At 65.3% G+C, this 24,709-nt stretch carries 21 protein-coding genes and 1 riboswitch; of the genes, 8 read left to right on the forward strand and 13 right to left on the reverse strand.

Going from position 1 to position 24,709, the window contains the following annotated elements:
* Positions 1-6: 6 nt before the first annotated feature.
* The 9 genes from C1H69_RS15985 to epmB form a co-directional block, all read right to left on the reverse strand.
* Positions 7-717, reverse strand: coding sequence for a hypothetical protein (locus C1H69_RS15985; protein WP_102654373.1), 711 nt, complete (start codon positions 715-717; stop codon positions 7-9).
* Entirely contained in the window at positions 714-1,781 is a 1,068-nt protein-coding gene (locus C1H69_RS15990; protein WP_102654374.1) for an isopenicillin N synthase family dioxygenase, read from the reverse strand. Before C1H69_RS15990 ends, C1H69_RS15985 begins: the two co-directional genes overlap by 4 nt.
* On the reverse strand, positions 1,778-5,392 hold the full coding sequence (gene uca, locus C1H69_RS15995; protein WP_102654375.1) for an urea carboxylase: 3,615 nt from the start codon (positions 5,390-5,392) through the stop codon (positions 1,778-1,780). Before uca ends, C1H69_RS15990 begins: the two co-directional genes overlap by 4 nt.
* A 155-nt stretch (positions 5,393-5,547) precedes the next feature.
* On the reverse strand, positions 5,548-6,186 hold the full coding sequence (locus tag C1H69_RS16000) for an urea amidolyase associated protein UAAP2 (RefSeq protein ID WP_102654376.1): 639 nt from the start codon (positions 6,184-6,186) through the stop codon (positions 5,548-5,550).
* A 15-nt stretch (positions 6,187-6,201) separates the two neighbouring features.
* Positions 6,202-6,948, reverse strand: a complete 747-nt coding sequence (locus C1H69_RS16005; protein ID WP_102654377.1) for an urea amidolyase associated protein UAAP1 — start codon at positions 6,946-6,948, stop codon at positions 6,202-6,204.
* Complete coding sequence (locus C1H69_RS16010) at positions 6,945-7,739, reverse strand: ABC transporter ATP-binding protein (protein ID WP_102654378.1); 795 nt, start codon at positions 7,737-7,739, stop codon at positions 6,945-6,947. Before C1H69_RS16010 ends, C1H69_RS16005 begins: the two co-directional genes overlap by 4 nt.
* Entirely contained in the window at positions 7,736-8,563 is an 828-nt protein-coding gene (locus tag C1H69_RS16015; protein WP_102654379.1) for an ABC transporter permease, read from the reverse strand. The genes C1H69_RS16010 and C1H69_RS16015 overlap by 4 nt, the downstream gene beginning before the upstream one ends.
* A gap of 73 nt (positions 8,564-8,636) precedes the next feature.
* The gene (locus C1H69_RS16020) at positions 8,637-9,752 is read right to left on the reverse strand and encodes a putative urea ABC transporter substrate-binding protein (RefSeq protein ID WP_102654380.1); all 1,116 of its coding nucleotides are present in this window, start codon (positions 9,750-9,752) and stop codon (positions 8,637-8,639) included.
* A 60-nt stretch (positions 9,753-9,812) separates the two neighbouring features.
* A riboswitch (guanidine-I (ykkC/yxkD leader) is annotated at positions 9,813-9,966 on the reverse strand.
* A gap of 202 nt (positions 9,967-10,168) precedes the next feature.
* Positions 10,169-11,215 carry an EF-P beta-lysylation protein EpmB gene (gene epmB, locus C1H69_RS16025; protein WP_102654381.1) on the reverse strand — a complete coding sequence of 349 codons (1,047 nt, stop codon included), beginning with the start codon at positions 11,213-11,215 and terminating at the stop codon, positions 10,169-10,171.
* 100 nt (positions 11,216-11,315) lie between these two features.
* Between epmB and efp the strand changes: the two genes are divergently transcribed.
* Positions 11,316-11,882 (forward strand): elongation factor P, encoded by a 567-nt coding sequence (gene efp, locus C1H69_RS16030; RefSeq protein ID WP_102654382.1) that lies wholly within the window; start codon positions 11,316-11,318, stop codon positions 11,880-11,882.
* A gap of 300 nt (positions 11,883-12,182) precedes the next feature.
* Complete coding sequence (epmA, locus tag C1H69_RS16035; RefSeq protein WP_102654383.1) at positions 12,183-13,157, forward strand: EF-P lysine aminoacylase EpmA; 975 nt, start codon at positions 12,183-12,185, stop codon at positions 13,155-13,157.
* Positions 13,158-13,172: 15 nt separating this feature from the next.
* Here epmA and asd read toward each other — a convergent pair whose 3' ends face one another.
* From asd to rsgA, 3 genes are all read right to left on the reverse strand, one after another.
* Positions 13,173-14,030, reverse strand: coding sequence for an archaetidylserine decarboxylase (asd, locus tag C1H69_RS16040; protein ID WP_102654384.1), 858 nt, complete (start codon positions 14,028-14,030; stop codon positions 13,173-13,175).
* A 35-nt stretch (positions 14,031-14,065) separates the two neighbouring features.
* Positions 14,066-14,896: a sulfurtransferase gene (locus C1H69_RS16045; RefSeq protein ID WP_102654385.1), complete on the reverse strand. Its 831-nt coding sequence runs from the start codon at positions 14,894-14,896 to the stop codon at positions 14,066-14,068.
* Positions 14,897-14,984: 88 nt separating this feature from the next.
* Positions 14,985-16,019, reverse strand: coding sequence for a small ribosomal subunit biogenesis GTPase RsgA (rsgA, locus tag C1H69_RS16050; RefSeq protein ID WP_102654386.1), 1,035 nt, complete (start codon positions 16,017-16,019; stop codon positions 14,985-14,987).
* 85 nt (positions 16,020-16,104) lie between these two features.
* On the opposite strand from rsgA, the gene orn reads away from it, so the two are divergent.
* The gene (orn, locus tag C1H69_RS16055) at positions 16,105-16,689 is read left to right on the forward strand and encodes an oligoribonuclease (protein ID WP_102654387.1); all 585 of its coding nucleotides are present in this window, start codon (positions 16,105-16,107) and stop codon (positions 16,687-16,689) included.
* A gap of 237 nt (positions 16,690-16,926) precedes the next feature.
* Here orn and queG read toward each other — a convergent pair whose 3' ends face one another.
* Positions 16,927-18,030, reverse strand: coding sequence for a tRNA epoxyqueuosine(34) reductase QueG (gene queG / locus C1H69_RS16060; RefSeq protein WP_102654388.1), 1,104 nt, complete (start codon positions 18,028-18,030; stop codon positions 16,927-16,929).
* A 102-nt stretch (positions 18,031-18,132) separates the two neighbouring features.
* Here queG and C1H69_RS16065 point away from each other — a divergent pair, with 102 nt between their 5' ends.
* The 5 genes from C1H69_RS16065 (at position 18,133) to miaA (ending at position 24,616) form a co-directional block, all read left to right on the forward strand.
* Positions 18,133-19,695, forward strand: a complete 1,563-nt coding sequence (locus C1H69_RS16065) for an NAD(P)H-hydrate dehydratase (RefSeq protein WP_102654389.1) — start codon at positions 18,133-18,135, stop codon at positions 19,693-19,695.
* Positions 19,676-20,176 (forward strand): tRNA (adenosine(37)-N6)-threonylcarbamoyltransferase complex ATPase subunit type 1 TsaE, encoded by a 501-nt coding sequence (gene tsaE, locus C1H69_RS16070; RefSeq protein WP_102654390.1) that lies wholly within the window; start codon positions 19,676-19,678, stop codon positions 20,174-20,176. The genes C1H69_RS16065 and tsaE overlap by 20 nt, the downstream gene beginning before the upstream one ends.
* A gap of 65 nt (positions 20,177-20,241) precedes the next feature.
* On the forward strand, positions 20,242-21,663 hold the full coding sequence (locus C1H69_RS16075; protein WP_102654391.1) for an N-acetylmuramoyl-L-alanine amidase: 1,422 nt from the start codon (positions 20,242-20,244) through the stop codon (positions 21,661-21,663).
* Positions 21,660-23,651 (forward strand): DNA mismatch repair endonuclease MutL, encoded by a 1,992-nt coding sequence (gene mutL / locus C1H69_RS16080; protein ID WP_102654392.1) that lies wholly within the window; start codon positions 21,660-21,662, stop codon positions 23,649-23,651. The genes C1H69_RS16075 and mutL overlap by 4 nt, the downstream gene beginning before the upstream one ends.
* A 26-nt stretch (positions 23,652-23,677) precedes the next feature.
* The gene (gene miaA / locus C1H69_RS16085; RefSeq protein ID WP_102654393.1) at positions 23,678-24,616 is read left to right on the forward strand and encodes a tRNA (adenosine(37)-N6)-dimethylallyltransferase MiaA; all 939 of its coding nucleotides are present in this window, start codon (positions 23,678-23,680) and stop codon (positions 24,614-24,616) included.
* Positions 24,617-24,709: the final 93 nt, after the last annotated feature.

Raw genomic sequence — 24,709 nt, forward strand, 5'->3', positions numbered from 1 at the left:
ACGGGTTCAGTCGGCAACAGGTGACGGCAGGCACAGGCCTACTCGCCAGGGGTGGGTCGAGAGCGCCACCCGCCAACTCTCTGCATCGCGGCGCAGGTAGTCGAAGCGCAGGCCGGCGCGCCAGCGCAGGGCTGCATCGTTCAGGTCCTTCAGGTGGGTATACAGGGTGGCGGCGTCGGCGCCCGGCGGGCGATGGGCGATGGCCACGGCGTGGTCGCCGAGCTGTAGCCAGACCGGACGCCCTTGGGCATCGAAGGCCAGGTGCTCGTCGCGGTTTCCATTCGCCAGCCGTTCCCAGCGCTCCAAATAGCGACCACTGGGGTGACGCTCTTCCAGAGTGTTGTCGCCATCGAAATGCATGATGCCGCTGTCCCGCTCCAGGCTCGGTAAGAGGTCTGCAACACGGTGCCAGGTGCACGACTCGCCCCCGGGTGGTGTCTCAAACGAAGCGTCGACCTGCGTCAGACCGGCGAAGGCAGTCAGGTCGGCCAGCCACAGCAACTGTTCACGGTTACAGCCATCGAGGCCGCTGATGCCGTTGAAGTCCGGCCGCTCGACGGTCAGACGCAGATCGGCGTGCCAGCTCGCGGTCTGTAACCACACCACCCGAGAGGTGGTGTCGCGGACACCATGGGGTGGCGCGGCGGGCTCGGCGTACAAGGTGCGTTGCCATACGCCGCAATAGCGTGATGGCACTGTGGGCCAGGCGATGCTCATGTGTCGGGTTCCTTGTGCCGTCCATGCTGACCGAGTGTGCCGATGTCCCGCGCCCCTTTCGGCAGGGCGATCTCGCCGCGTTCCAGGCGCTGCTGCAGATAGCGGAAGGTGTGGATGGTCTGGGCGTAGAGGTGGTCGCCGGCCTTGAGCGGGGCATGGCGGGGCCCTCCGCCGTGACGGGCCACCAGCTCGGGCAGCGGGGCCACGGTCGTGTGATAGTCGCAGGCGAAGAACAGCGGGAAGGCGTAGCGTTCCTCCTTCACCTTGCGCACCCGGTGCGAAGTGGCGACGAACTCGCCGTTGGTCCAGATCTCCAGCATATCGCCGATGTTGATCACCAGGGCGTCATCTCGGTAGGGCACCTCGATCCATTCGCCGGCGCCGTTCATTACCTCCAGCCCCGGTGCGGTGGGTAGCAGCAGGGTGAAGCACTCGTAGTCGGTATGCGCGCCGATGCCCTGCACGTCCTCGGCATGCGCATCGAAGGGGTAGTGGATCAGCCGCAACTGGCTGGGTGGCTTGTTCACATGACGCAGGAAGTGCCTCTCGGGCAGCTCCAGCGCCAGGGCGAAACCGCGCATCAACGCCCGGCCGACCTGGTAGGTGGCCTGGTAGTAGCGCTCGACGGGTTCGCGGAAGCCGTCGAGATCCGGCCAGGGGTTGGGGCCGAGCAGCGGCGTGCCGGCACGTACCTCGGGGTCGTCCTCGGGCAGTTCGAAGGCCAGGTCGAAGGCCTCCTTGAGGTCGCGCTTGGTGGGGTCGGGAGCCTCCTCGCCCTGGGGTACGTAGCCGCGATGATGGGGGTACTGGCCAATATAGCGGGTCATCTTGGCCTCCAGCGGCTGGGCGAAGAACGCCTTGGCCTGCTCGATCAGCCCTTCTCGCAACTTGCGGGAGAGGCCATGGCCGACGATCTGGAAGAAGCCGACCTCGCGGGCGGCCCGACCGAGCTCGCGAGCCACGGCCTGGCGTGCTGCCGGGTCGTCGTCGCGCAGGCCCTGGATGTCGATCACCGGAATGGCCTGGAAATTCTCCAGGCGGGAGTCGCGATGCATGGTGTTCATGAGACTTCCTCCTCGCGGCGGGCGAGTACCACCAATGGCTGGCCCGGCGCCACGGCGGCCCCCTCCTGAATCGGCAGCCGTGCCACACGGCCGGCTTCGAGGGCGGTGATTTCGACCTCCATCTTCATCGATTCGACCAGCGCGACGGGTTGCCCGGCCTCGACCGTATCGCCCTCGCCGACCAGCAACTTCCACAGGCTGCCGGTGACCGGGCTGTCGATGCCGGTCTCGTCGTCGCTGAGTTCGGCGGCCTCGGCGGTTTCGGGAGCCTGATCCTCGAAGGTGAACTGCCCGTTGGCCCGCCAGGCCGCCATCTCGGCCTGGAAGGCGGTCTCGCGACGGCGGCGGAAGTCATCGATCGCCAGCGCGTGGCGTGCCAGCTCGGTCTGGTAGTCGGCGAGGCGGAAGCGAGTGGTCTCGATCTCGAGTGGATAGCGGCCATGGGGGAAGTCGCGGCGAATCCGCGTCAGTTCCTCGTGGCTGACCTCGAAGAAGCGTAACTGGTCGAAGAAGCGTAGCAGCCAGGGATTCTCGAAGTGCTCGGTTTTGCGGTAGCGGTTCCACATCTGCAGGGTGCGACCGACGAACTGGTAGCCGCCGGGGCCCTCCATACCATAGACGCAGAGGTAGGCGCCGCCGATGCCCACCGAGTTCTCGGCGGTCCAGGTGCGTGCCGGGTTGTACTTGGTGGTCACCAGACGCTGGCGCGGGTCCAGTGGTGTGGCCACCGGCGCACCGAGATAGACGTCGCCGAGGCCCATCACCAGGTAGCTGGCGTCGAAGACGATATCGCGGACCTGTCGGACGTCATCCAACCCGTTGATACGACGAATGAACTCCAGGTTGCTGGGACACCAGGGGGCATCCGGGCGCACCGAGCGCTGGTATTTGTCGATGGCTTCCTGGCAGGCGGGGTCGTCCCAGGAGAGCGGCAGATGCACCACCCGGGCCTCGACCTCGAGGGTCTCGACGTCGCGCAGCTCGAGTTCGGCACGCTGCAGATGCGCGAGCAGGTTGTCCAGGGGCAGCACCGTGGGATCGTAATGCACCTGCAACGAACGAATGCCGGGGGTGAGTTCGAGCAGACCCGATAGCGGATTGTCGCGTAACCATAACATCCAGGCGTGAACCCGGAAGCGTAGTGCGATGTCCAGCTCCATGGCGCCGAACTCGATCAGCAGGAAGTCGTCGCCGGCGCGGCGATAGAGAATCCGCTCGGCGACGGCCTCGGTCGCCACCTCGCGTAGCACCGGGCTGCCGCGCTCCTCGCGAAGCGGCACGCTGGGCTGCGGCGTAAGCGTGTCGAGGAGCGCTTGCTGACGCGCTTCCAGCGCTCGCGCGGTGGCCAGGCTCACCGGCACGAAGCGCACCCTGTCGCCGGCGGCCAACTGACCGAGCTTCCAGCGCTCGGCGCGTACCACCGTGGCCGGGCAGACGAAGCCGCCCAGCGATGGGCCGTCGGGGCCGAGGATCACCGGCATGTCGCCGGTGAAGTCGATGGTGCCGAAGGCGTAGGCGTTGTCGTGGATATTCGACGGGTGCAGGCCAGCCTCGCCGCCGTCGGCGCGGGCCCACTCTGGGCGCGGGCCGATCAGGCGCACGCCGGTGCGACTGGAATGATAGTGTACTTCCCACTGGTGGGCGAAGAAGGTGTCGATGTCGCTCTCGGTGAAGAAGTCAGGTGCACCGTGGGGGCCGTAGAGCACGGCGACCTCCCAGGTCGTGCCTGCTCCCGGGTTGCCGAATGTCGGGATGAGGTCGGCCTCGAGCGCGCGCGGTGCGGTCGGTTCGAGCTTGGGCAGGTCGAGCATATCGCCGTTGCGCAGGGCGCGACCGCCATGGCCGCCGAACTGGCCGAGGGTGAAGGTCGACTGCGAGCCGAGATAGGCGGGACAGTCGATGCCGCCACGCACCAGTAGGTAGGCACGGGCACCGGCCTGGACCTGGCCGAGCGACAGTGACGCTCCAGCGGGTACGTCGAGCACCTGCCAGAAATCCACCGCTTCGCCGTCGAGCGTGGCTGGTATCTTGGTGCCAGCGAGCACTATCTGGGTGGCGCGATGAAAGACGAGCGTTGGCCCGGTGAGGATGATCTCCAGTCCGGCGGTATCGCTGGGGTTGTCGAGCAGGCGGTTGCCAAGGCGGAATGACCAGTCATCGAAGGGGCCGGAGGACGGTACGCCGACGTCCCAGTGGCCCTGGCGGCCGGGGTGATCCTGGATGGTGGTCATCGTCCCCGGCGCGATCACTTCGATGGCCGGCGGTGCCCAGTAGAGATCCGCGAGCCAGCGGGTGTGGATGTCGGCGCGCCGGAAGCGGTCATCGCGCAGCGCGTGCGCGAGCCAGGTGCGGTTGGTGGAGATGCCGTAGACGCTCGATGCGTCCAGCGCCTCGCTCAGGCGCTCGATGGCGGTGTTGCGGTCGTCGGCATGCACGATCACCTTGGCCAGCATGGGGTCGAACAGCGCCGATACCTCGAGTCCCGCCTCGAGAGCGTGGTCGATACGCAGGCCATCAGTGTCGGGAAACCGTACCTCGGTGAGCAGCCCGGCGCTGGGGCGGAAGTCGTGGACGGGTTCCTCGGCGTAGAGCCGTGCCTGCAGCGCATGGCCACGTGGTGTCAGGTCGTGGGTCAAGGTGGTGAGGTCGCCCAATTCACCGGCCCCCAGGCGTACCATCCACTCGACGATATCCACGCCCCAGACTTGCTCGGTGACGCCGTGTTCGACCTGTAGCCGGGTGTTGACCTCAAGGAAGTAGAAGGCCTGACGGTCGGCGTCATAGATGAACTCCACGGTGCCGGCACTACGGTAGTCGACGATCTCACCGAGGCGCACCGCGGTGGCGGCCAGTTCCCGGCGTACCGTGTCGGGCAAGTCGGGAGCCGGACACTCCTCGATCACCTTCTGGTGGCGGCGCTGGGTGGAGCAGTCGCGCTCGCCGAGCGCCACGACCGTGCCTTTTCCGTCGCCGAACAGCTGTACTTCGAGATGGCGAGCATGGGGAACATAGGCCTCCAGGAAGACGCCATCATCACCGAAATTGCGCTGGCCCAAACCCTTGACGCTGTCGAAGGCACGCTCGAGCGCTCGCGCATCGTCGCAGACCTGCATGCCGATACCGCCGCCGCCGGCGGTGGACTTGAGCATCACCGGATAGCCGACACGTTCGGCTTCGCGAATCGCCTGGTCGACACTGTCCAGCAGGCCTGAACCAGGGACCAGCGGTACCCCGGCACGCTCGGCGAGAGATCGGGCCTGGTGCTTCAGGCCGAAGTCGCATACCTGGGCGGCGGTCGGCCCGAGGAACGCCAGTCCGGTCGCTTCGCAGGCCTCGATGAAGCAGGTGTTCTCGGAGAGGAAACCGTAGCCGGGGTGCACCGCCTGGGCGCCGCTCTTGCGGGCGATGTCGAGCAACTTGTCGATGTCAAGGTAGGTGTCGGCGGCGGCGCCCTCGCCCAGCGAGTAGGCCTCGTCGGCCTGGTGGACGTAGGGAGCGTCGCGGTCGGCCTCGGCATGGACCACGACCGAGCCGACGCCGAGGCGCTTCAGGGTACGCAGAATGCGTGCGGCGATGGCGCCGCGGTTGGCAATCAGGACCTTGCTGAACATGTGTCTTGTCCATAGATGGTGCGGGTCGTCCCGCATCTTTCCAGCGCCAACTGAGGTCGTCCCCAGGGAGCGAGTCGATGAACTGCGAGCCACGAGCGGCGCCGGAAACGGGCGGCCACCCCTGTCTATGTCCCAAGCAGTCTCTCTTTAACCTCCTAATCCCACACCAGCAGCTCGATGGGCGTCGGGTTATAGCCGTTGCACGGGTTGTTGAGCTGTGGGCAGTTGGAGACCAGCACCACCACGTCCATGGCGGCGAGCATCTCGACGTACTTGTCCGGCGCCGAGATGCCGTCCTCGAAGGTCAAGCCACCCTCGGCAGTCACCGGCACGTTCATGAAGAAGTTGATGTTATGGGTGATGTCGCGCTTGGTGATGCCGTATTCGGGGTGGTCGGCGATGGCCTGCATCCAGTTGTCGCGGCAGGAGTGCATGTGGCGCTTCTCCAGGTCGTAACGCACCGTGTTGCTCTCGCTGGCGCAAGCGCCGCCGAGGGTATCGTGGCGGCCGCAGGTGTCGGCGGTGATGGTCAGCAACAGCCTGCCCTCGCTGGAGAGCAGCCGGGAGCCGGCGGTGAGATAGAGCGCGCCTTGTTCGCGCACCGTGTCCATGGCGCTATAGCGCTCGGCGGTGTCATGGGCGTTGAAGAACAGGGTGTCGGCGGCCTGGTTGCCCTCGAGGTCGCGGATGCGCAGGGTCTGGCCGGCCTTGACGATGCCGATGAAGTGGTCGCCGGCGTCGACAGTGGTGCGGTGCACGGCGTTTTCGGGGCGCAGGGTGCTGGCGATGATCATGATGGGCGTCCTCGCTTACAGGCCGAGATGGTAGAGACGGTTGTTTTCGAAGCCACGGGCGTTCTCCGGCCGCGAGCGGTAGCAGTCATCATCCTCGGTGGGCGGCGGTGCGGTGCCCAGCGCGATGTCTACGCCACGGCGGGGGTAGTCGGGGCTGGGGTCGAGGGGGTGGGGGCAGGTGTGCAGTACCATCAGAGTGTCCATCTCCAGGCGCAGGGTAACGCTGGCACCGGGCTGGCAGTGGCCGGACACGTAGCGCAGCCGCCCTTGGTCGTCGCTCGCCACCCGCGAGAAGAGGTTGAGGTTGGCGGCCAGGTCGCGCTTGCCCAGTCCGTATTTGGCCAGCTCGACCAGGAAGGCATCAAAGCCGGTGCGGGTCCAGTCGTTGCGGGCCTGTTGGTAGCTCAACGGTTGCCAACCTTTCTCCAGCAGATGGTGAGGCATCAGGTTGCCGCCGACGCTGTCGTGCCAGCCGAGGTCGTCCTCGACGATAGAGGCAAAGATGCGACCCATGTCGGAGTAGAGACAGTGGCCACGGGTCAGCTTGAAGGTGTGCTGGGCCTTGAGGGTGTCGGGCAGGTTGAGGCGTTCGAGCGGGTTCTCGGGGTTGTAGCAGAGCAGTCCGACGTTGGTGTCCGCCTCCTGGGCGGTGAGGCTCAGCGTCGTGCCACGGCGCAGGCGCAGCGACCAGTGGTGGCCGCCGGGCAGGTGGGTAGTGTAGAGCGTTTTGCTGTCGTCAGCATGGCGTGAGGGGGTGCTCATGGCAGCGTCTCCTGTGCAAGCGTCTGGATGCCGCGTGCGGCGAGTCGGGCCGGGAGATCCTCCGGTGGCTGACGCTCGCTGATCGGCAGGTCGTAGGTGATGGTGGCACCAAAGGCCTCGGGTGCCTGGGGGTCGTGGCGTGTCTTGTCGAATACCCATAGCCGGGTACCGAGGGCGAAGGCTTCCTTGAGATCGTGGGTGATCATGAAGATGGTCAACTGCTGTTCGCGCCACAAGCGGGTGATCAGGCTCTGCATGTCCTGGCGAATGCCTGGATCCAGGGCACCGAAGGGTTCGTCGAGCAGCAGGATGCGTGGACGCATCATCAGTGCCTGGGCGATGGCCAGGCGCTGTTGCATGCCGCCGGAAAGCTCATGGGGATACTTTTTTAGCGCACGGCCGAGACCGACCTCCTCGATGCGCGTGATCGCCTTGTCGCGGGCTCGGCGTCGCGCCGCGCCAAAGCTCTTGCCCAACAGCTTCGAGTCGCGTAGCTCCTCGGCGATCATTACGTTGCCGAGCACGCTGAGGTGCGGAAACACCGAGTACTTCTGGAATACCACGCCGCGATCCGGACCCGGCTCGCCAGGGATCGGTTGGCCATCGAGCCGCAGCTCGCCGCGGGAGACGCTCTCGGTACCGAGCAGTATCTTGAGGAAGGTGGTCTTGCCACAGCCCGAGGCACCCACCAGGGTGACGAATTCGCCGGCCTCGACATTGAAATCGAGCCCTTCGAGCACCACGTGTCTGCCGTAGTGCTTCTCCAGGCGCTTGGCTTGCAGCAGGCTCATGACGTGTCCCCCTCGCCGGCGTGGTACCAGGGGAAGGCCAGTCGCGAGATCCAGGCCAGCAGTTGGTCGAGCAGGAAGGCCAGCAGCGTGATCCAGGCGACATAGGGCAGGATCACGTCCATCGACAGGTAGCGACGCACCAGGAAGATTCGATAGCCGAGTCCTTCCTGAGAGGCAATGGCCTCGGCGGCGATCAGAAACAGCCAGGCGGTGCCCAGTGCCAGGCGGGTGGCATTGAGCAGACGAGGTGTGAGCTGCGGCAGCAGCACTCGGGTCAGCACCTGCCAGGAGCTGGCTCCGAGGGTCTGGGCCTTGATCAACTGCTCGTCGGGCAGGCGCAGGGCGTGGCCCTGCAGGTCGCGAATCAGAAAGGGCGTCACCCCAATTGCGATCAGCGCGATCTTGGCCATCTCGCCGGTACCGAAGGCGATGAACAGGATGGGCAGGATCGCCATCGGTGGGATCAGCGAGACCACTGTGACCAGTGGCGAGAGTTTGGCACGTACCAGCGGCAAGCCACCATTGACGATGCCTACACTTAGGCCGATCAGCGCACTGATGGCGACGCCGATCAGCAGCCGCTCGAGGCTCGCCACGGTATCCGCCCACAGGATGATCTGGCCGGTGCGGACGTTCTCTTCGGTGGCCAGGTTGTAGAAGGTCTGGGCCATGGTGGCCGGTGCCGGCAGCAGTCGATCATTGGGGTTCTCGGCCAGGCGTGCATTGGACAGGGCGAGATAGATCATTGCCAGCAGCAGGAAGGGCAGTAGCCCCAACAGCCAGCGGCCACCCTTGGACGGCGTGAGGTTGATCAGGCGTTTCATATGGGCTCCGCGTCAGGTGAGAGTCGCAAGGCATGCGCTACCACGGGCAGCGCATGTCGTCCTGACGATTGGCTTATTGTCGTGAGTCGATATAGGCCTGGGTGAAGCTCGGGTCGAAGCGCAGTTGGATATTGCCCTCGTCGCCGTATACGCCGCTGGGGGTTTCGATGCCGACCACTTCGGGGGAGGGGGCCATGTCGCCGAGCAGGCCATGTTCAAAGCTGAACTCGGCGACGCGTTGCATGGTCTCGAGCAGGTCGTCGCTTTCCAGCAATTCCACGGCATCGGCGGGGTCGGTATACATGTGGGTGGCCTCTAGCTGGGCACGATAGCCATCGAGGTCGGTGCCGGCGGCGTCGGCCATGATCGACAGCGCCGCGTCATCGTCGGCGGCGACCAACTCCATGACTTCGTACCAGGCACCGACCAGGGCATGGCCGAAATCGGGGTTGGCGGCCAGGGTGTCGCTGTTGACCACCAACATGTCGAGGATCTCGCCGGGAATTTCGGCGGAGGTGTAGACCACGTGGCTGTCGGGCATCTCGGCGATGGCATTGAGCTGGGGATTCCAGGCTGCCACGGCCTCGGTGCTGTCGCTGGAGAAGAGGCCGACGATATCGGCATCCGAGGTGTTGACGGTCTCGATGTCACGCTCGGTAAGGCCGACGCTTTCCAGGGCGCGAGCCAGGAAGTAGTGAGAAACGCTGAATTGCACCAGGTTGACGCGGCGGCCTTCGATGTCGGCCAGATCGTCGCTGTCCTTGAGCACGATGCCATCGTTGCCGTCGGAGTAGTCGTTGATGATCAGTGCGGTGGAGTCGACGCCACTGGCGGCGGGGATGGTCAGTGCATCCATGTTGGTCATGGCGCAGCCGTCGACGTTTCCGGAGGTGAACTGGTTGATCGATTCGACGTAGTCGTTGACCTGGATGACATCGATGCTGATGCCGTACTCCTCGGCCCATTTATCGATGATGCCTTCCTGGTCGGCATAGGCCCAGGGCATCCAGCCGGCATAGATCGACCAGCAGACGCGGAATTCGTCGCGTTCCTGGCCGTGAGCTGGTGAGGTAGCCAGAACGCTGGCAAGCAGCACCGAGGAAAGCGCACAGGAAGCGATCAAATTGCTGCGGCTATGCAGGGCCAGCGGATGTCCGGTGAGAGGGCGGGGAAGCGTGGCAGGGGTCATGGCAGTCTCCAAACGGTTGGGAGCGAGCTAGGGGGGCATCGGCGCAGCAACTGCACCTTATCCTCCCGGGCTTTTCTCCCGCCGTGTAACCTTGCATCTGTGAGGAACGTCCGTGACGGAACACTTCCCCGCTGATGCCGGGTCGACGGCTCTCGGACCTGGCGCCGCATCTGGGGGCTTACTTGATGCGACCGGAACCCTAGCCGTCCATTGGAAACCGAATTGTCTGGCAGCCAAAGCTGCCGATACCCCATATCATGCAATGTGAGGCAAGAATAGGGCCGGTCATGAGGTAATAATCGTGAAAACAGGGCATTGAGGGAGTGCGAGGCGCCGGTGGGCAATCGCGACTCGGCATCGGTGTTTCAAGATGGTGCGCACTTGTCGCATGCGCACCATCCTGGTGGTTAGTGGCGTCAAAGTGGCGTCTTGCTGGCTTCGCCGGGGATCTCACGCACCAGGCGGGGCATCAGGAAACCAGGCAGTTGCCCCCTCAGGCCCGCGATCAGTTCGCGGGCCTCTTCGTCTGTCACGTCGAAGTGGGCGGCCCCCGCCACCGGGTCGAGCACGTGCAGGTAGTAGGGCAGGACGCCGGCTTCGAAGAGCCGCTCGGAGAGGTTGGCCAGCGTCTCGACCGAGTCGTTGACACCGCGCAGCAGCACGCTCTGGTTGAGCAGGGTCACGCCAGCGCCTTTCAGGCGCTCGCAGGCCGCCGCCACGGCGTCATCGATCTCGTTGGCATGGTTGATGTGCAACACCACCACCTTCTGCAGGCGGGTGGTGGAGAGCCAGTGGAGCAGGGCGTCGTCGACCCGGTCGGGGATCACCACCGGCAGCCGAGTGTGAAGGCGCAGCCGTTTCAGGTGGGGAATGGCGGCGAGGCGTTCCGCCAGCCATGCCAGTTGGCGGTCGCTGGCGGCCAGCGGGTCACCACCGGAGAGAATGGCTTCGGTGATCGAGACGTCGTCACGCAGATACTCGAGAGAGTCTTCCCACTGGGTGCGGGAGGGTGTGTTCTCGCCGTAGGGAAAGTGGCGGCGGAAGCAGTAGCGGCAGTTCACGGCACAGGCGGGGCTGGCGATCAGCAGGACGCGCCCGGCGTACTTGTGGATCAGGCCTCGCCCGGGAGTGTGGTCGGCTTCCGCCAGGGGGTCGGATACGTAGCCCCGGACCACCTCGCCTTCGGCAGCCAGCGGCAGTACCTGGCGCAGCAGGGGGTCCTGTGGGTCTCCGGGGCGCATGCGGGACAGAAAGGCCTCCGGCACCCGCACCTCGAACAGGGAGTGGCCTCGCTCGGCGCCGGGAAGCCAGCCGCCATCGAGGCCCAGGCGGCGACACAGTTCCCCCGGGTCGCGGATGGCCTGCGACAGCTGGGCCTGCCAGGCCGACTGCAGGGCCAAGGGCGTCACGTCGGGGTGTGTCGATTCCTGGCTCTGCAAAACGGAGGGGCTTCGGGTTATCATGTGGCACACCAGTCACATAGGGACGAGGGGATGACTCCTCGTCGATTCCGTATTCGCGCGTCCAGATCGAGCTGCGACGCGCTCGATCCTGCGAGGCAATATGGCGAACTATTCTACCAACGAATTCAAGGGCGGGCTGAAGGTGATGCTGGATGGCGACCCCTGCGCGATCGTCGAGAACGAATTCGTCAAGCCGGGCAAGGGCCAGGCCTTCAACCGGGTCAAGCTGCGCAACCTGATCACCGGCCGTGTCTGGGAGCGCACCTTCAAGTCCGGCGAATCCCTTGAGGGCGCGGACGTGATGGACCTGGAGATGGAGTATCTCTACTCCGACGGGGACATGTGGTACTTCATGAAGACCGACGGTTCCTTCGAGCAGTATGCGGTCGAGAAGAAGGCCCTCGGCGACACGGCCAAGTGGCTCAAGGAGCAGGTGGCCTACACCGTGACCCTGTGGAACGACAATGCCATCAGCGTCACCCCGCCCAACTTCATCGAGCTGGAAGTGGTCGAGACCGACCCGGGACTCAAGGGCGACACCGCTCAGGGCGGCTCCAAGCCGGCAACCCTCTCTTCCGGTGCCGTGGTTCGCGTTCCGCTGTTCATCAACCAGGGCGAGGTGCTGAAAGTCGATACCCGCTCCGGGGATTATGTCAGCCGCGCTTGAGGGAAGATCCTCCAAGGCTAGCGGCGCCGGGGATAGGCTATCGCAGATAGCTTCCATCGCTCGGGGCCGGTCTGGCGACAAGCCTGTGAGGAGGCGCTGTGAACACTTCCCTGTACGCTACCGATGTCATCCCTGGCGTAGGACCTCCTCTTCGGCTTGTCCCCAATTCCCCTCGCTTGGCGTATCCGCGATAGCCTTGGCACTGGGGAAGCCACGGCTCCGTGCCTGTTTCCGACGAGACAGCAACCCACGAAGGCTACGCTTTTCCGGCGTGGCTTTCGTCGTTCTGGAGAAAGTGTCATGGCAACCGACTGGCAGCCCACGGCGAGTATCGAGACGCTGCGCGAGCGGGCGCGGCTACTGGCCCAGGTGCGGGCGTTCTTCGCCGGGCGGGATGTGCTGGAGGTCGAGACGCCGGTTCTTGGCCATGGTGGCAGTACCGATGTGCACCTGGCCTCGCTCTCCTGCCAGGCGGATACGCCGGCCGGGCGTGAGCGGCTGTGGCTGATCACTTCGCCGGAGTTCTCCATGAAGCGGTTGCTCGCCGCCGGTAGCGGGCCGATCTTCCAGCTGGCGAAGAGCTTTCGCGACGGCGAGGTGGGGCGACGCCACAACCTCGAGTTCACCATGCTGGAATGGTATCGGCCGGGCTTCGTGCTCAACGAGCTGATCGACGAGACGGCGGCACTGATTCACACGATCCTGCCAGGCGCATCTGGTCCGCTTCGGCGGCGCCGCTACCGCGAGCTGTTTCGCGCGGCGCTCCATATCGACCCCTTCCATGCGCCGCTGAGCGACCTGCGCCGCCTGGCCGGTGAGCGCGGTGGGCTCGACATGGCGGAAGCGCCGCGCGATACCTGTCTGGACCTGCTGATGAGCCTGGTCATCGAGCCGACACTGGGTCGTGACGGACAGGAGGTGGTGGTGGACTACCCGGCTAGCCAGGCGGCCCTGGCGCGTCGTCATCGCGACCCGGAGGATGGCGAGTGGGTCGCCTCGCGCTTCGAGGTCTATGCGCAGGGACTGGAACTGGCCAACGGCTATGATGAGCTCATCGATGCCGGTGAACAGCGCATGCGCTTCGAGGAAGACAATGCCGAGCGCCGCCGGCTGGGGTTTGCCGAGGTCGATATCGACGAGCGCCTGCTGGCGGCCCTCGAATACGGCATGCCGGCGGGCTGTGGGGTCGCGCTGGGCTTGGACCGGCTGATCCAACTGGCGTTGGGCAAGCAGAGCGTGGCGGAGGTGATGGCCTTCGCCACGCCCAACTGCTGATTCACCACCTGGGCATCATCGTTCAATGAGCGCCAGGGAGGGAAAGCCGCCCAACGACTGGCCCATGGTCACCTTGGTCTTGGGCGCCAGGGTGTCGTCGAAGCCGACCGGGCCGGCGAAAGCCATCACCACGGTGGAGCCGAGCTTGAAGCGTCCCATCTCCTCGCCACGTTCGAGGCGTACCGGGGTATCGAAGCGGATGCGCTGCACCTGCCCCGAGAGCGGCGTAATCTGTCCTGCCCAGACGGTTTCGATGGCGGCCACGATCATCGCCCCGACCAGTACCACCACCATGCGGCCGTGCTCGGTATCGAAATGGCACACCAGGCGCTCGTTGCGGGCGAACAGGTTGGGCACGTGGTCGGTGGTGGCCGCATTGACCGAGAACAGTCGCCCCGGCACGTAGACCATCTCGGTCAGGGAGCCGCCCAGCGGCATGTGCACCCGGTGATAGTCCCTGGGCGAAAGATAGATGTTGGCATAACTGCCACCCCGGTAGCGCCTGGCCGCTTCCTCGTCGCCGCCGAGCAGGTCGGCCATGGAGAAGCGGTGCCCCTTGGCCTGCAACAGCCGGTCCGCCTCGATGGCGCCGAACTGGGACAGGGTTCCGTCGGCGGGGCAGAGCAGCCCTTCACCGAGGGGTCTGGCATCCGGCTTCAGTTTTCGGGTGAAGAAGTCATTGAAGGTGGCATAGGCCGTGGGATCGGGCTCGACGGCCTCGCGCATGTCGACCTTGAACCGCTTGATGAAGGCGCGGATCAAGGCGTTCTTCAGCCAGGGCTGGCGACATTCGGCGAGCTTGCCCACCAGGCGCGAGAGCAGATGGTGGGGAACGGGGTACTGGATCAGGGCGAAGCACTTGGCGAGAGACAAGGTAGTGGTTCCGTTGCGGGATTGGTTGGTTTGCCTTACTTCTCTATCGGCGTATCGTCGCGGTTGCCCCACTCCTTCCAGGAGCCGGCGTAGCCACGCATCTTCTCGAATCCCAGCGCCTTGCCCACCAGCCAGGTGAAGCCGCTGCGGTGATGGCTCTGGCAGTGAGTGACCACTTCCATGTCCGGTGTCAGACCCAGGGCTCCCAGCTCGGTGATCAGCTCCGCATAGTCGCGGATACGCAAGGCGCGCTCCTGGTCCATGGCAGCGGTCCATTCCATGTTCACCGCGCCGGGAATATGTCCGAGCCGCCTGTTGTCGCCTTTCTCCCCGTCATACTCGGCCCGGGAGCGAGCGTCCCAGACAGCGAAGCCCTTCTCCCCCAGGCGCTCCAGGATCTCGCTGCGATCGATGGCCACCTCGGGGTGCAGGATGTCGGCCTCGTAATCGCTGGGGATGGGGGAGCGCGATTCGGTCGAGATGGGCTGACCGGCATGGCGCCAGGCGTGGATACCGCCGTTGAGATAGGAGTAGCGGGTATGCCCGATCAGCTCCAGGGTCCACAGCAGGCGTCCGGCCCAGCCCCCGCCCTCATCGTCATAGGCCACCACATGGGTATCCCGTGTCAGGCCGAGTGACGAGAAGAGATGCGAGAGCGCGTCTGTGGCTGGCACCTCGCAGGGGACATCGCCTTCACCACGCATCAGCTTGCGAAAGTCGAGAAACACGGCGCCCGGGACATGCCCCTCGCCATGGCTGTCAGCCTTTATCGGCACGTCGATGATCAGCAGCTGAGGATCGTCCAGATGCTCGGCAAGCTGTTCGGGCTCGACGATCAGCGGCAACAGATTCTCTTCAGAGCTCATGGCACTCTCCTTATTTTCAGCCTTGGTTCCAGCCTTGACACCGGCCTGCGTCGGGTCGCTTTCACTCTACCTCAGATCTCGTCATGGCTCAGGCTTCGTTGAGGCTGTCGACGATGCGGCGGTAACTGTCAAAACGTTCGGGATGGATGTCCCCTCGCTTCACGGCTTCGAGCACTGCGCAGCCCGGCTCCTGCCGGTGGCGACAATCGCGGAATCGACAGCGCCCGAGCAGTTCGCGAAACTCGATGAAGCCTTCGGTGACCTGCTGTTCGTCCAGGTGCATCAGCCCGAATTCACGAATTCCGGGGGAGTCGATCAATTCGGCGTTTTCGGCAGTCGGCAGGTCGTAGAGTCGCGCCGTGGTGGTGGTATGGGTACCCTTGCGCGAATCCTTCGACAGCGCCCCGATGCGAAGCGCCTCGCCGGGGAGCAGACGATCGATGAGGGATGACTTGCCTACGCCGCTCTGACCGACGAAGACCGAGGTGCGTCCGGCCAGGCGGTCATGAAGGGCGGCGAGGCCATTCTCCCGTGCCGTGGTGGTCGCCACTACCGGGTATCCCAATGCCTCGTAGCGGTTGAGCAGCGCCATCAATTCGCCACCGTCCTTCGGCAGCAGGTCGATCTTGTTGAGTACCAGCGTCGGGTCGATGCCAGTGGCTTCGGCGGCCACCAGGTAGCGATCGATCAAGTTGGGATGGGGGGCGGGCTCCACGGCGAAGACGATCAGGATCTGATCGATATTGGCGGCAACCGGCTTCAACTGGCCTCGGGCGTCGGGGCGCTCCAGGACACTCTGGCGTTCCGAGCGGGCCACGACAACGCCTTCGACGACATGCCCGGCAGGATCATGGGTCGCGCGCCAGATCACACGGTCGCCGGTCACCAGGCCTTCGAGGTTGGCGCGCAGGTGACAGCGCACCGGGTCGCCGCCGCTGTCGGCGCGAACATCCAGGGTACGCCCGAAATGGGCGATGACGCGCCCGGGTTGCTCGGGACCGTACTCGCCGGCAGCGAGTTTCCGGGAATCCTCGTCACCCCGCTGTTCGGCGCGACGAGCGCGTTCGGCTTGTACCTTCTCGATACGCCAGCGCTGCTGGCGGCTCAACTTGCGTTTGCTCATGAGGGCCCGAAAATCGTTACAATGATGGCATTGTAACCAGCGTGGCCTGGCCTGTCGTGCTGTGCCCGTTTTTCTGGAGCTCCCAATGACCGATTCCCCTGAACCACGCCAGGACCTGCTGGTGTGGATCGATCTTGAAATGACCGGGCTGGACCCGGAGCGCGAGCGTATCATCGAGGTGGCCACCCTGCTCACCGATAACGACCTCAACCTCATCGCCGAGGGCCCGGTGCTCGCCGTCCATCAGCCCGATGGGTTGCTGGCGGCGATGGACGACTGGAACCAGAAGACCCATGGCGAGTCGGGCCTGGTCGAGCGGGTCAAGCAGAGCCGCATCGACACTGCCGAGGCCGAGCGACGTACCCTCGACTTTCTCAAGGCCCACGTGACCCCGGGTTCGTCACCGATGTGCGGCAACAGCGTGCACCAGGACCGGCGCTTCCTCGAACGCGAGATGCCCGGGCTGCTGGCCTTCTTCCACTACCGCAACCTGGACGTCTCGACGCTGAAGGAACTGGCCAAGCGTTGGAACCCGGGCGCGCTGGCCGGCTTCAGCAAGCGCAATACGCACCAGGCGCTGGACGATATCCGCGAGTCGCTGGCCGAGCTGGCCCACTATCGCAATACGTTCCTGCGGCTGGCGGGCAGTGAGCGTGACGAGGAGGAGTGAGAGGAAAGTCTGACCCAGTCGTCAGATGGAAGGAGTCGGAGCTGTCATGTGAGCGATTTAGCCGGGACGCCGATGCGAGCGAGCCGAGTCGCGCAAATCGACCGGGATGTCGATTTAGGGCTAGCAAGAGGGACCTTGTTCTAGCCCGGCGCGTCGCTCGGCTCGCGAAGCGTCGGGGTTTCGTCACGGCGCAAGCGAGTATACAGGCTCCGACGTACACTCAGATGCCGGCGTTCCCTAGCCCTGGCTGGCAATCAGCCTGCCACGCTTTTCCCGCTGCCGCCCGAGCGCCCAGCGCACGTGCTCGCGCACCAGATCGGAGGGGTAGGACAGGCGCGCCATCAAGGCGGCTTCCACAGCCTCGCTCCATGGGGCGTTGCCCAGCCCCACCGCCAGGTTGCGCAGCCAGCGCTCATAGCCGATGCGCCGTATCGGGCTGCCGGCGGTCTTGTCGAGGAACTCCTCCTCGCCCCAGCCGAACAGCGAGACCAGGCTGGCCCGGTCGAGGTCGTGGCGCGGCGCGAAGTCCGCTTCCCGTGTGGCGCGGGCGAAGCGAGTGAAGGGGCAGACCAGCTGGCAGTCGTCGCAGCCGAATACCCGATTGCCCATGGCCTCACGGTATTGCTCGGGAATGGCGCCGAACAGCTCGATGGTGAGATAGGAAATGCAGGCCCGGGCATCCACCACTCGATCCGCGACGATGGCGCCCGTCGGGCAGGCGGTGCGGCATGCGCTGCAGCTGCCGCAATGGTCGGCCTCGAAGGGCGGATCCACCGGCAACGGCAGGTCGACGTAGAGCTCTCCCAGGAAAAACAGCGAACCGGCCTTGGGATTGAGTAACATGGCATTCTTCCCCACCCAGCCGAGCCCCGCCTTGCGGGCGATTGCGCGCTCCATCACCGGTGCCGAGTCCACGAAGGCGCGGTAGCCGAAAGGGCCCGTCCTGGCTTCGATCCACTGTGCCAGCGTGGCCAGCCGCTTGCGCATCAGCTTGTGGTAGTCGCGACCAACGGCATAGCGGGAGACATAGGCCGTTTCCGGCTGACCCAGTACCTTGGCGCTTTCCACGTCGGCGGGCAGGTAATCCAGGCGTACGCTGATCAATCGGACAGTGCCGGGTATGAGCGCTTCGGGCCGTGTGCGCCTGGTGCCATGCTTGGCCATGAAGCCCATTTCACCGTGATGGCCGGCGTCCAGCCAGCGCTGCAGGTAGCGCTCGTCATCGGTCAGGTCGATGTCGGTGATACCCACCTGCTGGAAGCCCAGTTCTCGTCCCCAGGTCTTGATGGTGTCGGCCAGGTTGGCGAGTTCGGTGTCGTCCAGGGGTGCCGGAGGCGTCATGATCGAGAAAAAACCACGTAAATGCGCGCTGGGGGATTGGCGAAAGCGCCATGAAGCTTACACTTGTCTATGGTAAAGCATCCTTCGCAGGGGAGACACCGGATGTCCGAGAATCAGCCCGACAAGACACAGCCCTTGCTGCGGCCCCTGTATCGGGCCGATCAGGTGCGGGAACTCGATCGGCGTACCATTGCCGCCGGAATCGAGGGCTTTGCCCTGATGCAGCGTGCCGCCGCGGCTGCCTGGCAGAGCCTCACGTCGCGCTGGCCGGGGGTGCGGCGGCTGACCGTGCTGTGCGGAGGCGGCAACAATGGTGGCGACGGTCATGTCCTGGCGGCGCTGGCTGCGGCGGCCGGGCTGGACGTGCAGCGTATCGTGCTCAAGAAGACGGAAACGCTGGAAGGGGATGCGGCCCGGGCCGCCGAGATGGCGACGGCTGCCGGCGTGGGTGTGGTCGACTGGCAGCCTGGCCTGAACCTTACCGGCGAAGTGGTGGTGGACGCTCTCCTCGGGACGGGGCTGGGGGGAGAGGCGCGCGGTGCGTTTCGCGAGGCCATCGAGGCCGTCAATGCCAGCGGCCTTCCGGTACTGGCGATCGACATTCCCTCGGGGCTGGCCGCGGACACGGGGGCGGAGCTTGGCCTCGCGGTACGTGCCACCCGCACCGTAACCTTCATCGCCGACAAGATCGGCCTGCATACCGGCCGAGCCCCGGCCCTGGCCGGAGAGGTGCATTTCCGCGCACTGGGAGTCGATGCCGCTGCGCACCATGACCTGGTGCCAGCGGCTTGGCTGCTCGACAGCGCCTTGCTCCCGGCCATGCTGCCTCCGCGTCGGCGCGATGCGCACAAGGGAGACATGGGCCACCTGCTGGTACTGGGCGGGGCGCCCGGCTTCGGTGGGGCGGCACTGCTGGCCGGCGGGGCGGCCGCTCGCCTGGGGGCCGGCAAGATCAGCCTGGCCACGGCGCCCGAACATGTCACGGCCTGCCTGATGCATCGACCGGAAGTCATGGTGCATGGCATGCGCGGAGCGGCGGATCTCGGTGATCTTCCCGCGCGTGTCGACATAGTGGTGGCAGGGCCGGGCCTGGGGCAAGGTCCCTGGGGGCAGGGCATGATGCAGGCGGCGCTGGGGGCGAAGCGACCCCTGGTAGTGGATGCCGACGGTCTCAATCTGCTGGCCAGCCGCTGGACCGGGGAACGACGCGATGACTGGATCCTGACGCCGCACCCGGGGGAGGCGGGCCGGCTGCTGGGTATCGGCGCAGCAGAGGTGGAAGCCGATCGCCCCGCTGCCGCACGCGAGCTGCAGCGCCGTCGCGGTGGCGTGGTGGTACTCAAGGGTGCCGGTAGCCTCGTGGTCGGCCCGGAGGGGATGGTGGTTTGCCCCTACGGTAACCCCGGCATGGCCTCGGGTGGCATGGGTGACGTGCTGTCGGGAATTCTGGGCGCCCTGCTGGCCCAGGGGATCGGGCTGGAGGATGCCGCCCGTCTCGGGGTGCTGGTACACGCGATGGCGGGCGATCTGGCGGCTCGGGATGGTGGCGAGCGTGGTCTGCTGGCTGCTGATCTGGCATCCTATGCACGACGTCTGGTCAATCCCGGGATCAACTCCGGGTCCAATTCCCTGGCAGGTAGTGGCAATGCGCGTGCGACTCGATGATGAAGACACCCAGGTCGCCTTCGGCGAGTGCCTTGGCCGCGCCCTGGCCGGACATGGGCGTGTCTATCTCGAGGGCGACCTGGGTGTCGGGAAGACGACGCTGACCCGGGGTATCCTGCGGGCATACGGCCATGCGGGGGCCGTCAAGAGCCCCACCTATACCCTGGTCGAGCCCTATGAGTTCGGCGGCAGGTGGCTCTACCATTTCGACCTCTATCGTCTCGGCGACCCGGAGGAGCTGGAATTCATCGGTGGGCGCGACCTCTTTGCCGACGATGCCCTTTGTATCGTCGAGTGGCCCAGCCGGGGGGCAGGATGGCTGCCGATACCGGACCTTGTCATAACTCTCGGCCTGGACGAACCGGGCCGGGTCGCCAGCCTGGAGGTCTTCTCGGAGCACGGGCGGGCCGTCCTGACGACGCTGGCGGTGGATGCCACCCTGGACGACGCAATCATCGAGCAGGAACGCGAAGCACCGTGATGACGATCCGATACTTGCCTGTGAGTCTCTTTCCGGGCGCCCCCTCATGGCGCTGGTGCCAGGTCATGCTGGCACTCTTGCCGTTACTGCTGTTTCCCAAGCTGGCTCTGGCGGCGCAGGTGGACAATGTGCGCCTCTGGGCGGCGCCGGATCATGCCCGCCTGGTCTTCGACCTATCCGGCCATGCCGAGGCCGATGTCTTCATTCTCGACGGTCCCCGGCGGCTGGTCATCGACCTTGATGACAGTGGTCTCAATACCGAGCTTTCCGCGCTGAATCTGGATGGCAGTGCCATTACCGCCGTGCGCAGCGGGGTACGGGATGGCAATGGCCTGCGGGTGGTGCTGGAACTCTCCCGAGAGGTCGAGCCGCGCCATTTCACGCTACCGCCCAATGATCAGTATGGCCATCGCCTGGTAGTGGACATGGAGTACCCGGGGGAAAGCGCGGTGGAAAATCCCATCGACCCCATCGAGGCGATGATCCGCGAGCAGGAGATCATCGCCAACCGCGGGCGTTCCGAGGGGGCGGAGAGTGCGCCCCGGGTGGATGCCGAATCCGCCGTGGCGAGCCAGCCGGCGGCGCCGCATCCCCGCCGCGACATCATTATCGCCATCGATCCCGGCCATGGGGGAGAGGACCCCGGCGCGATCGGGCCAGGCGGCACACGCGAGAAGGACGTGGTCATGGAAATCAGTCGCCGGCTGCAACGTCTGGTGGACGGTGCCGAAGGGTTCCGTGCCGTGATGATCCGGGACGGGGACTACTACATCGGCTTGCGTCAGCGTACCCGTATTGCCCGCGAGCAGAAGGCCGACTTCTTCGTCTCGATCCATGCCGATGCCTTCAACAGTCCGCGCCCCAACGGCAGTTCGGTCTATGCCCTGTCCCAGCGTGGTGCCACCTCGGAGACCGCCCAGTGGCTGGCGGCCAGCGAGAACCAGGCCGACCTGATTGGCGGCGTGGACGGTAACCTGTCGCTGAACGACAAGGATGAGGTGCTGCGAGGCGTACTGCTCGATCTCACCATGACCGCCACGCTCAACGACTCGCTGGCCATCGGCGGCCAGGTGCTCGACCAGCTTGGCCGGGTCAATCGGCTGCACCGTTCGCGTGTGGAGCAGGCAGGCTTCATGGTGCTGAAATCGCCGGATATCCCGTCGCTGCTGATCGAGACGGGGTTCATTTCCAACCCCGAAGAGGAGCGGCGTCTGCGGGAGGGCGGACATCAGCAGAAACTGGCCGAGTCGATCTTCGCGGGCCTGAGCGAACATTTCCGCCGCAACCCGCCTCCAGCCAGCCTGCTGGCCTGGCAGCGGGACAATCAGCGCAGCCCTGCCGGGGACGAGTACCGTATCCAGCCCGGCGACACGCTGTCGGGCATCGCGTCGCATCATGGCGTACCCGTGGGTCGGCTCAAGCAGGCCAACGAGCTCAATGGCGACGTGATACGTGTCGGGCAGGTACTACGGATTCCGCGTTCATGACGATATCTCGCACGGACCATCAGGGCGCTACGGTCGAAGCTCGGCGTATTCGGGTTCTCGACCCCCGCCTGGCCAACCAGATTGCCGCCGGAGAGGTGGTGGAGCGCCCCGCCTCGGTGGTCAAGGAACTGGTCGAGAATGCCATCGATGCCGGTAGCCGCCGCATCGAGGTGGACATCGAGGCGGGCGGCGCACGGCTGATTCGGGTGCGCGACGACGGCAGTGGCATCGGCGAAGCCGATCTGCCGCTGGCCCTGTCGCGGCACGCCACCAGCAAGATCGTGTCGCTGGAGGAGCTGGAAGGCGTGGCCAGTCTGGGCTTTCGTGGAGAGGCGCTGGCGTCGATCTGCTCGGTATCGCGCCTGGAGCTGGTCGCCAATGCCGCAGAGGACCCCCAGGGGGGCTGGCGGGTCGTCGTCGAGGGACGCCAGATGGAACCGCGTGTCACGCCGGCTCCGCACCCTCGCGGTACATCGGTTACCGTGCGGGATCTCTTCTTCAATACGCCTGCCCGGCGCAAGTTCCTGCGTACCGAGAAAACGGAATATGGTCACGTGGAGGAGGCGTTCCGCCGCCTGGCCCTGTCACGCTTCGACATCACCTGGGTGCTTCGGCACAATCAGAAGATCGTTCACCAACTGCCCGCCAGTATCGACACGATGGCCCGTGAGCGCCGCATCGGCGCGCTGCTCGGCAAGGGGTTCCTGGAGCATGCCCTGCACCTGGACCTGGGAGCCGGCAGCCTGCGACTGTGGGGCTGGGTCGGGCTGCCTACCCACTCCCGTGCCCAGGCCGACCAACAATATTTCTTCGTCAATGGGCGGGTGGTGCGGGATCGCCTGGTGGCTCATGCCATTCGTCAGGCCTACCGGGATGTGTTGTTCCATGGCCGCCATCCGGTCTTCGTGCTCTATCTGGAAGTCGATCCGCTGATCGTGGATGTCAATGTGCATCCTACCAAGCATGAGGTGCGTTTCCGCGATGGCCGGATGGTGCACGACTTCCTGTTCTCGAGCTTGCACCGGGCATTGGCGGAGGCGCGTCCTGGCGAGCAGGGCGATCATGCTGTCGCAGTGGCCGAGGGTTCGCCAACGAACGACCAGGCTGGCCGATTCGAGCATGAGGTTCGTGAAGGCGGGGGGCGCTGGCAGCAGCAGCCGATGGCGCTGCATGACCGCGCCGCTGGCGAGGGCGAGCGGGTCACGCCAGACCACGTACGGGCCTTCATGAACGGCTATCGGGCTCTCCATCCCGACCATGAAACGCAGCTGCTGACACCCCGGCCGGCTGCGCCCGGGGCGGGCGGCACTGCCGCCGAGGTGGCCCTGGCCGAACGGCAGCATCCTGGAGGAGCCGAATCCTTGGTGGCTCGTCCAGGCCTCCCCGAGGAAGACGCCACCCGTGCCCCGCCCCTGGGCTATGCCGTTGCCCAGCTGCATGGTGTCTATATTCTCTCCCAGACCGAGCGGGGTCTGGTGATAGTGGACATGCATGCCGCCCACGAGCGTATCGTCTATGAGCGCATGAAGACCGAAGTGCACGGTGGCGCACTGGAGGCTCAGCCATTACTGATGCCGGTGTCGCTGGCCGCCAGCGCTGCGGAAGTCGCCACCGCCGAGGCCGAACGGGAAGCCTTTGCGCGTTTCGGCGTGGAGCTCGATGTGGCCGGCCCGGAGACTCTGTTGGTGCGCCAGGTACCGGCATTACTGGTGGATGCCGATGTGGAACCGTTGGTTCGCGACATGCTGGGTGATCTGGAGCGCTATGGTCGCTCCGACCGCCTGGAAGCCCATGTCAACGAGTTGCTGGCCACCATGGCCTGCCACGGCAGCATACGGGCCAATCGCCGCCTGACGACGGCAGAAATGAACGCCCTGCTGCGCGACATGGAGCGCACCGAGCGTAGCGGCCAGTGCAATCATGGCCGCCCCACCTGGACCGAGATGTCGCTCAAGGAACTGGACCGCCTTTTCCTGCGCGGCCAGTGAGAGAGCGCCGTAACCGGATATGTGGAATGTCTGACGATCGCCCCCTGGCCATCCTGCTGATGGGCCCCACTGCCGCCGGCAAGACCGATCTGGCCATTGAACTGCATGAGCGGCTCGACTGTGAGCTGATCAGCATGGATTCGGCCATGGTCTATCGCGGCATGGATATCGGCAGTGCCAAGCCTTCCCCCCGGGAGCTGGCCCGGGCGCCGCATCGACTGATCGATATTCGTGATCCGGCGGAATCCTATTCGGCGGCCTCCTTTCGTGAAGATGCCCTGCGTGAGATGCGACAAATCACCGCAGCGGGCCGGGTGCCGCTCCTGGTGGGCGGCACCATGATGTACGCCAAGCGCCTGATCGAGGGAGTCGCCAACCTGCCTTCGGCCGATCCGGCGATACGGGCCGAGTTGGCAAGGGAAGTGGAGCGGGGCGGGCTCGTCGCCCTGCACGACGAGCTCAGCCGCATCGATCCGGAAGCGGCTCGACGCATTCACCCCAATGATCCCCAGCGGCTGATGCGCGCCCTGGAAGTCTTTCGGGCCAGTGGTCTGACCTTGACCGAGCTATGGCATCGGCAACGTCCTGAAACCTTTCCGTGGAAATTGCTGTCGATAGGTATCGCGCCATCCGATCGCGGCCTCCTGCATGCTCGTATTGCCGACCGTTTCGATGCCATGTTGACGGCCGGCCTGATCGAGGAGGTAGCGGCGCTCAGGGCCCGTGGCGACCTGCATCCTGGCCTGCCGTCCATGAAAAGCGTGGGGTATCGCCAGGTATGGGAGTATCTGGATGCCAGCGGAGACAGGGCTCACTTGCGCCATCGAACTGTCGTGGCGACGCGGCAGTTGGCCAAGCGCCAATTGACATGGCTTCGCAACTGGCCGGAGCTGCGCTGGGTCGATACCCAGTGTGGCGATGCGTTGGGCGACGTCCTGAAGTTCGTGCGCGAATTCGGCTCTTAGCGTAAGATGTTGTCTTCAAGTGGCCGGGTGACCGCCCCGAGCCGGTATGGTGACATGCCGCGCTGGCAAACAACCCAAGAACACAACTTCCAC

Source organism: Billgrantia endophytica (genome assembly GCF_002879615.1).
In the GTDB taxonomy this organism is placed as follows: Bacteria; Pseudomonadota; Gammaproteobacteria; order Pseudomonadales; family Halomonadaceae; genus Halomonas; species Halomonas endophytica.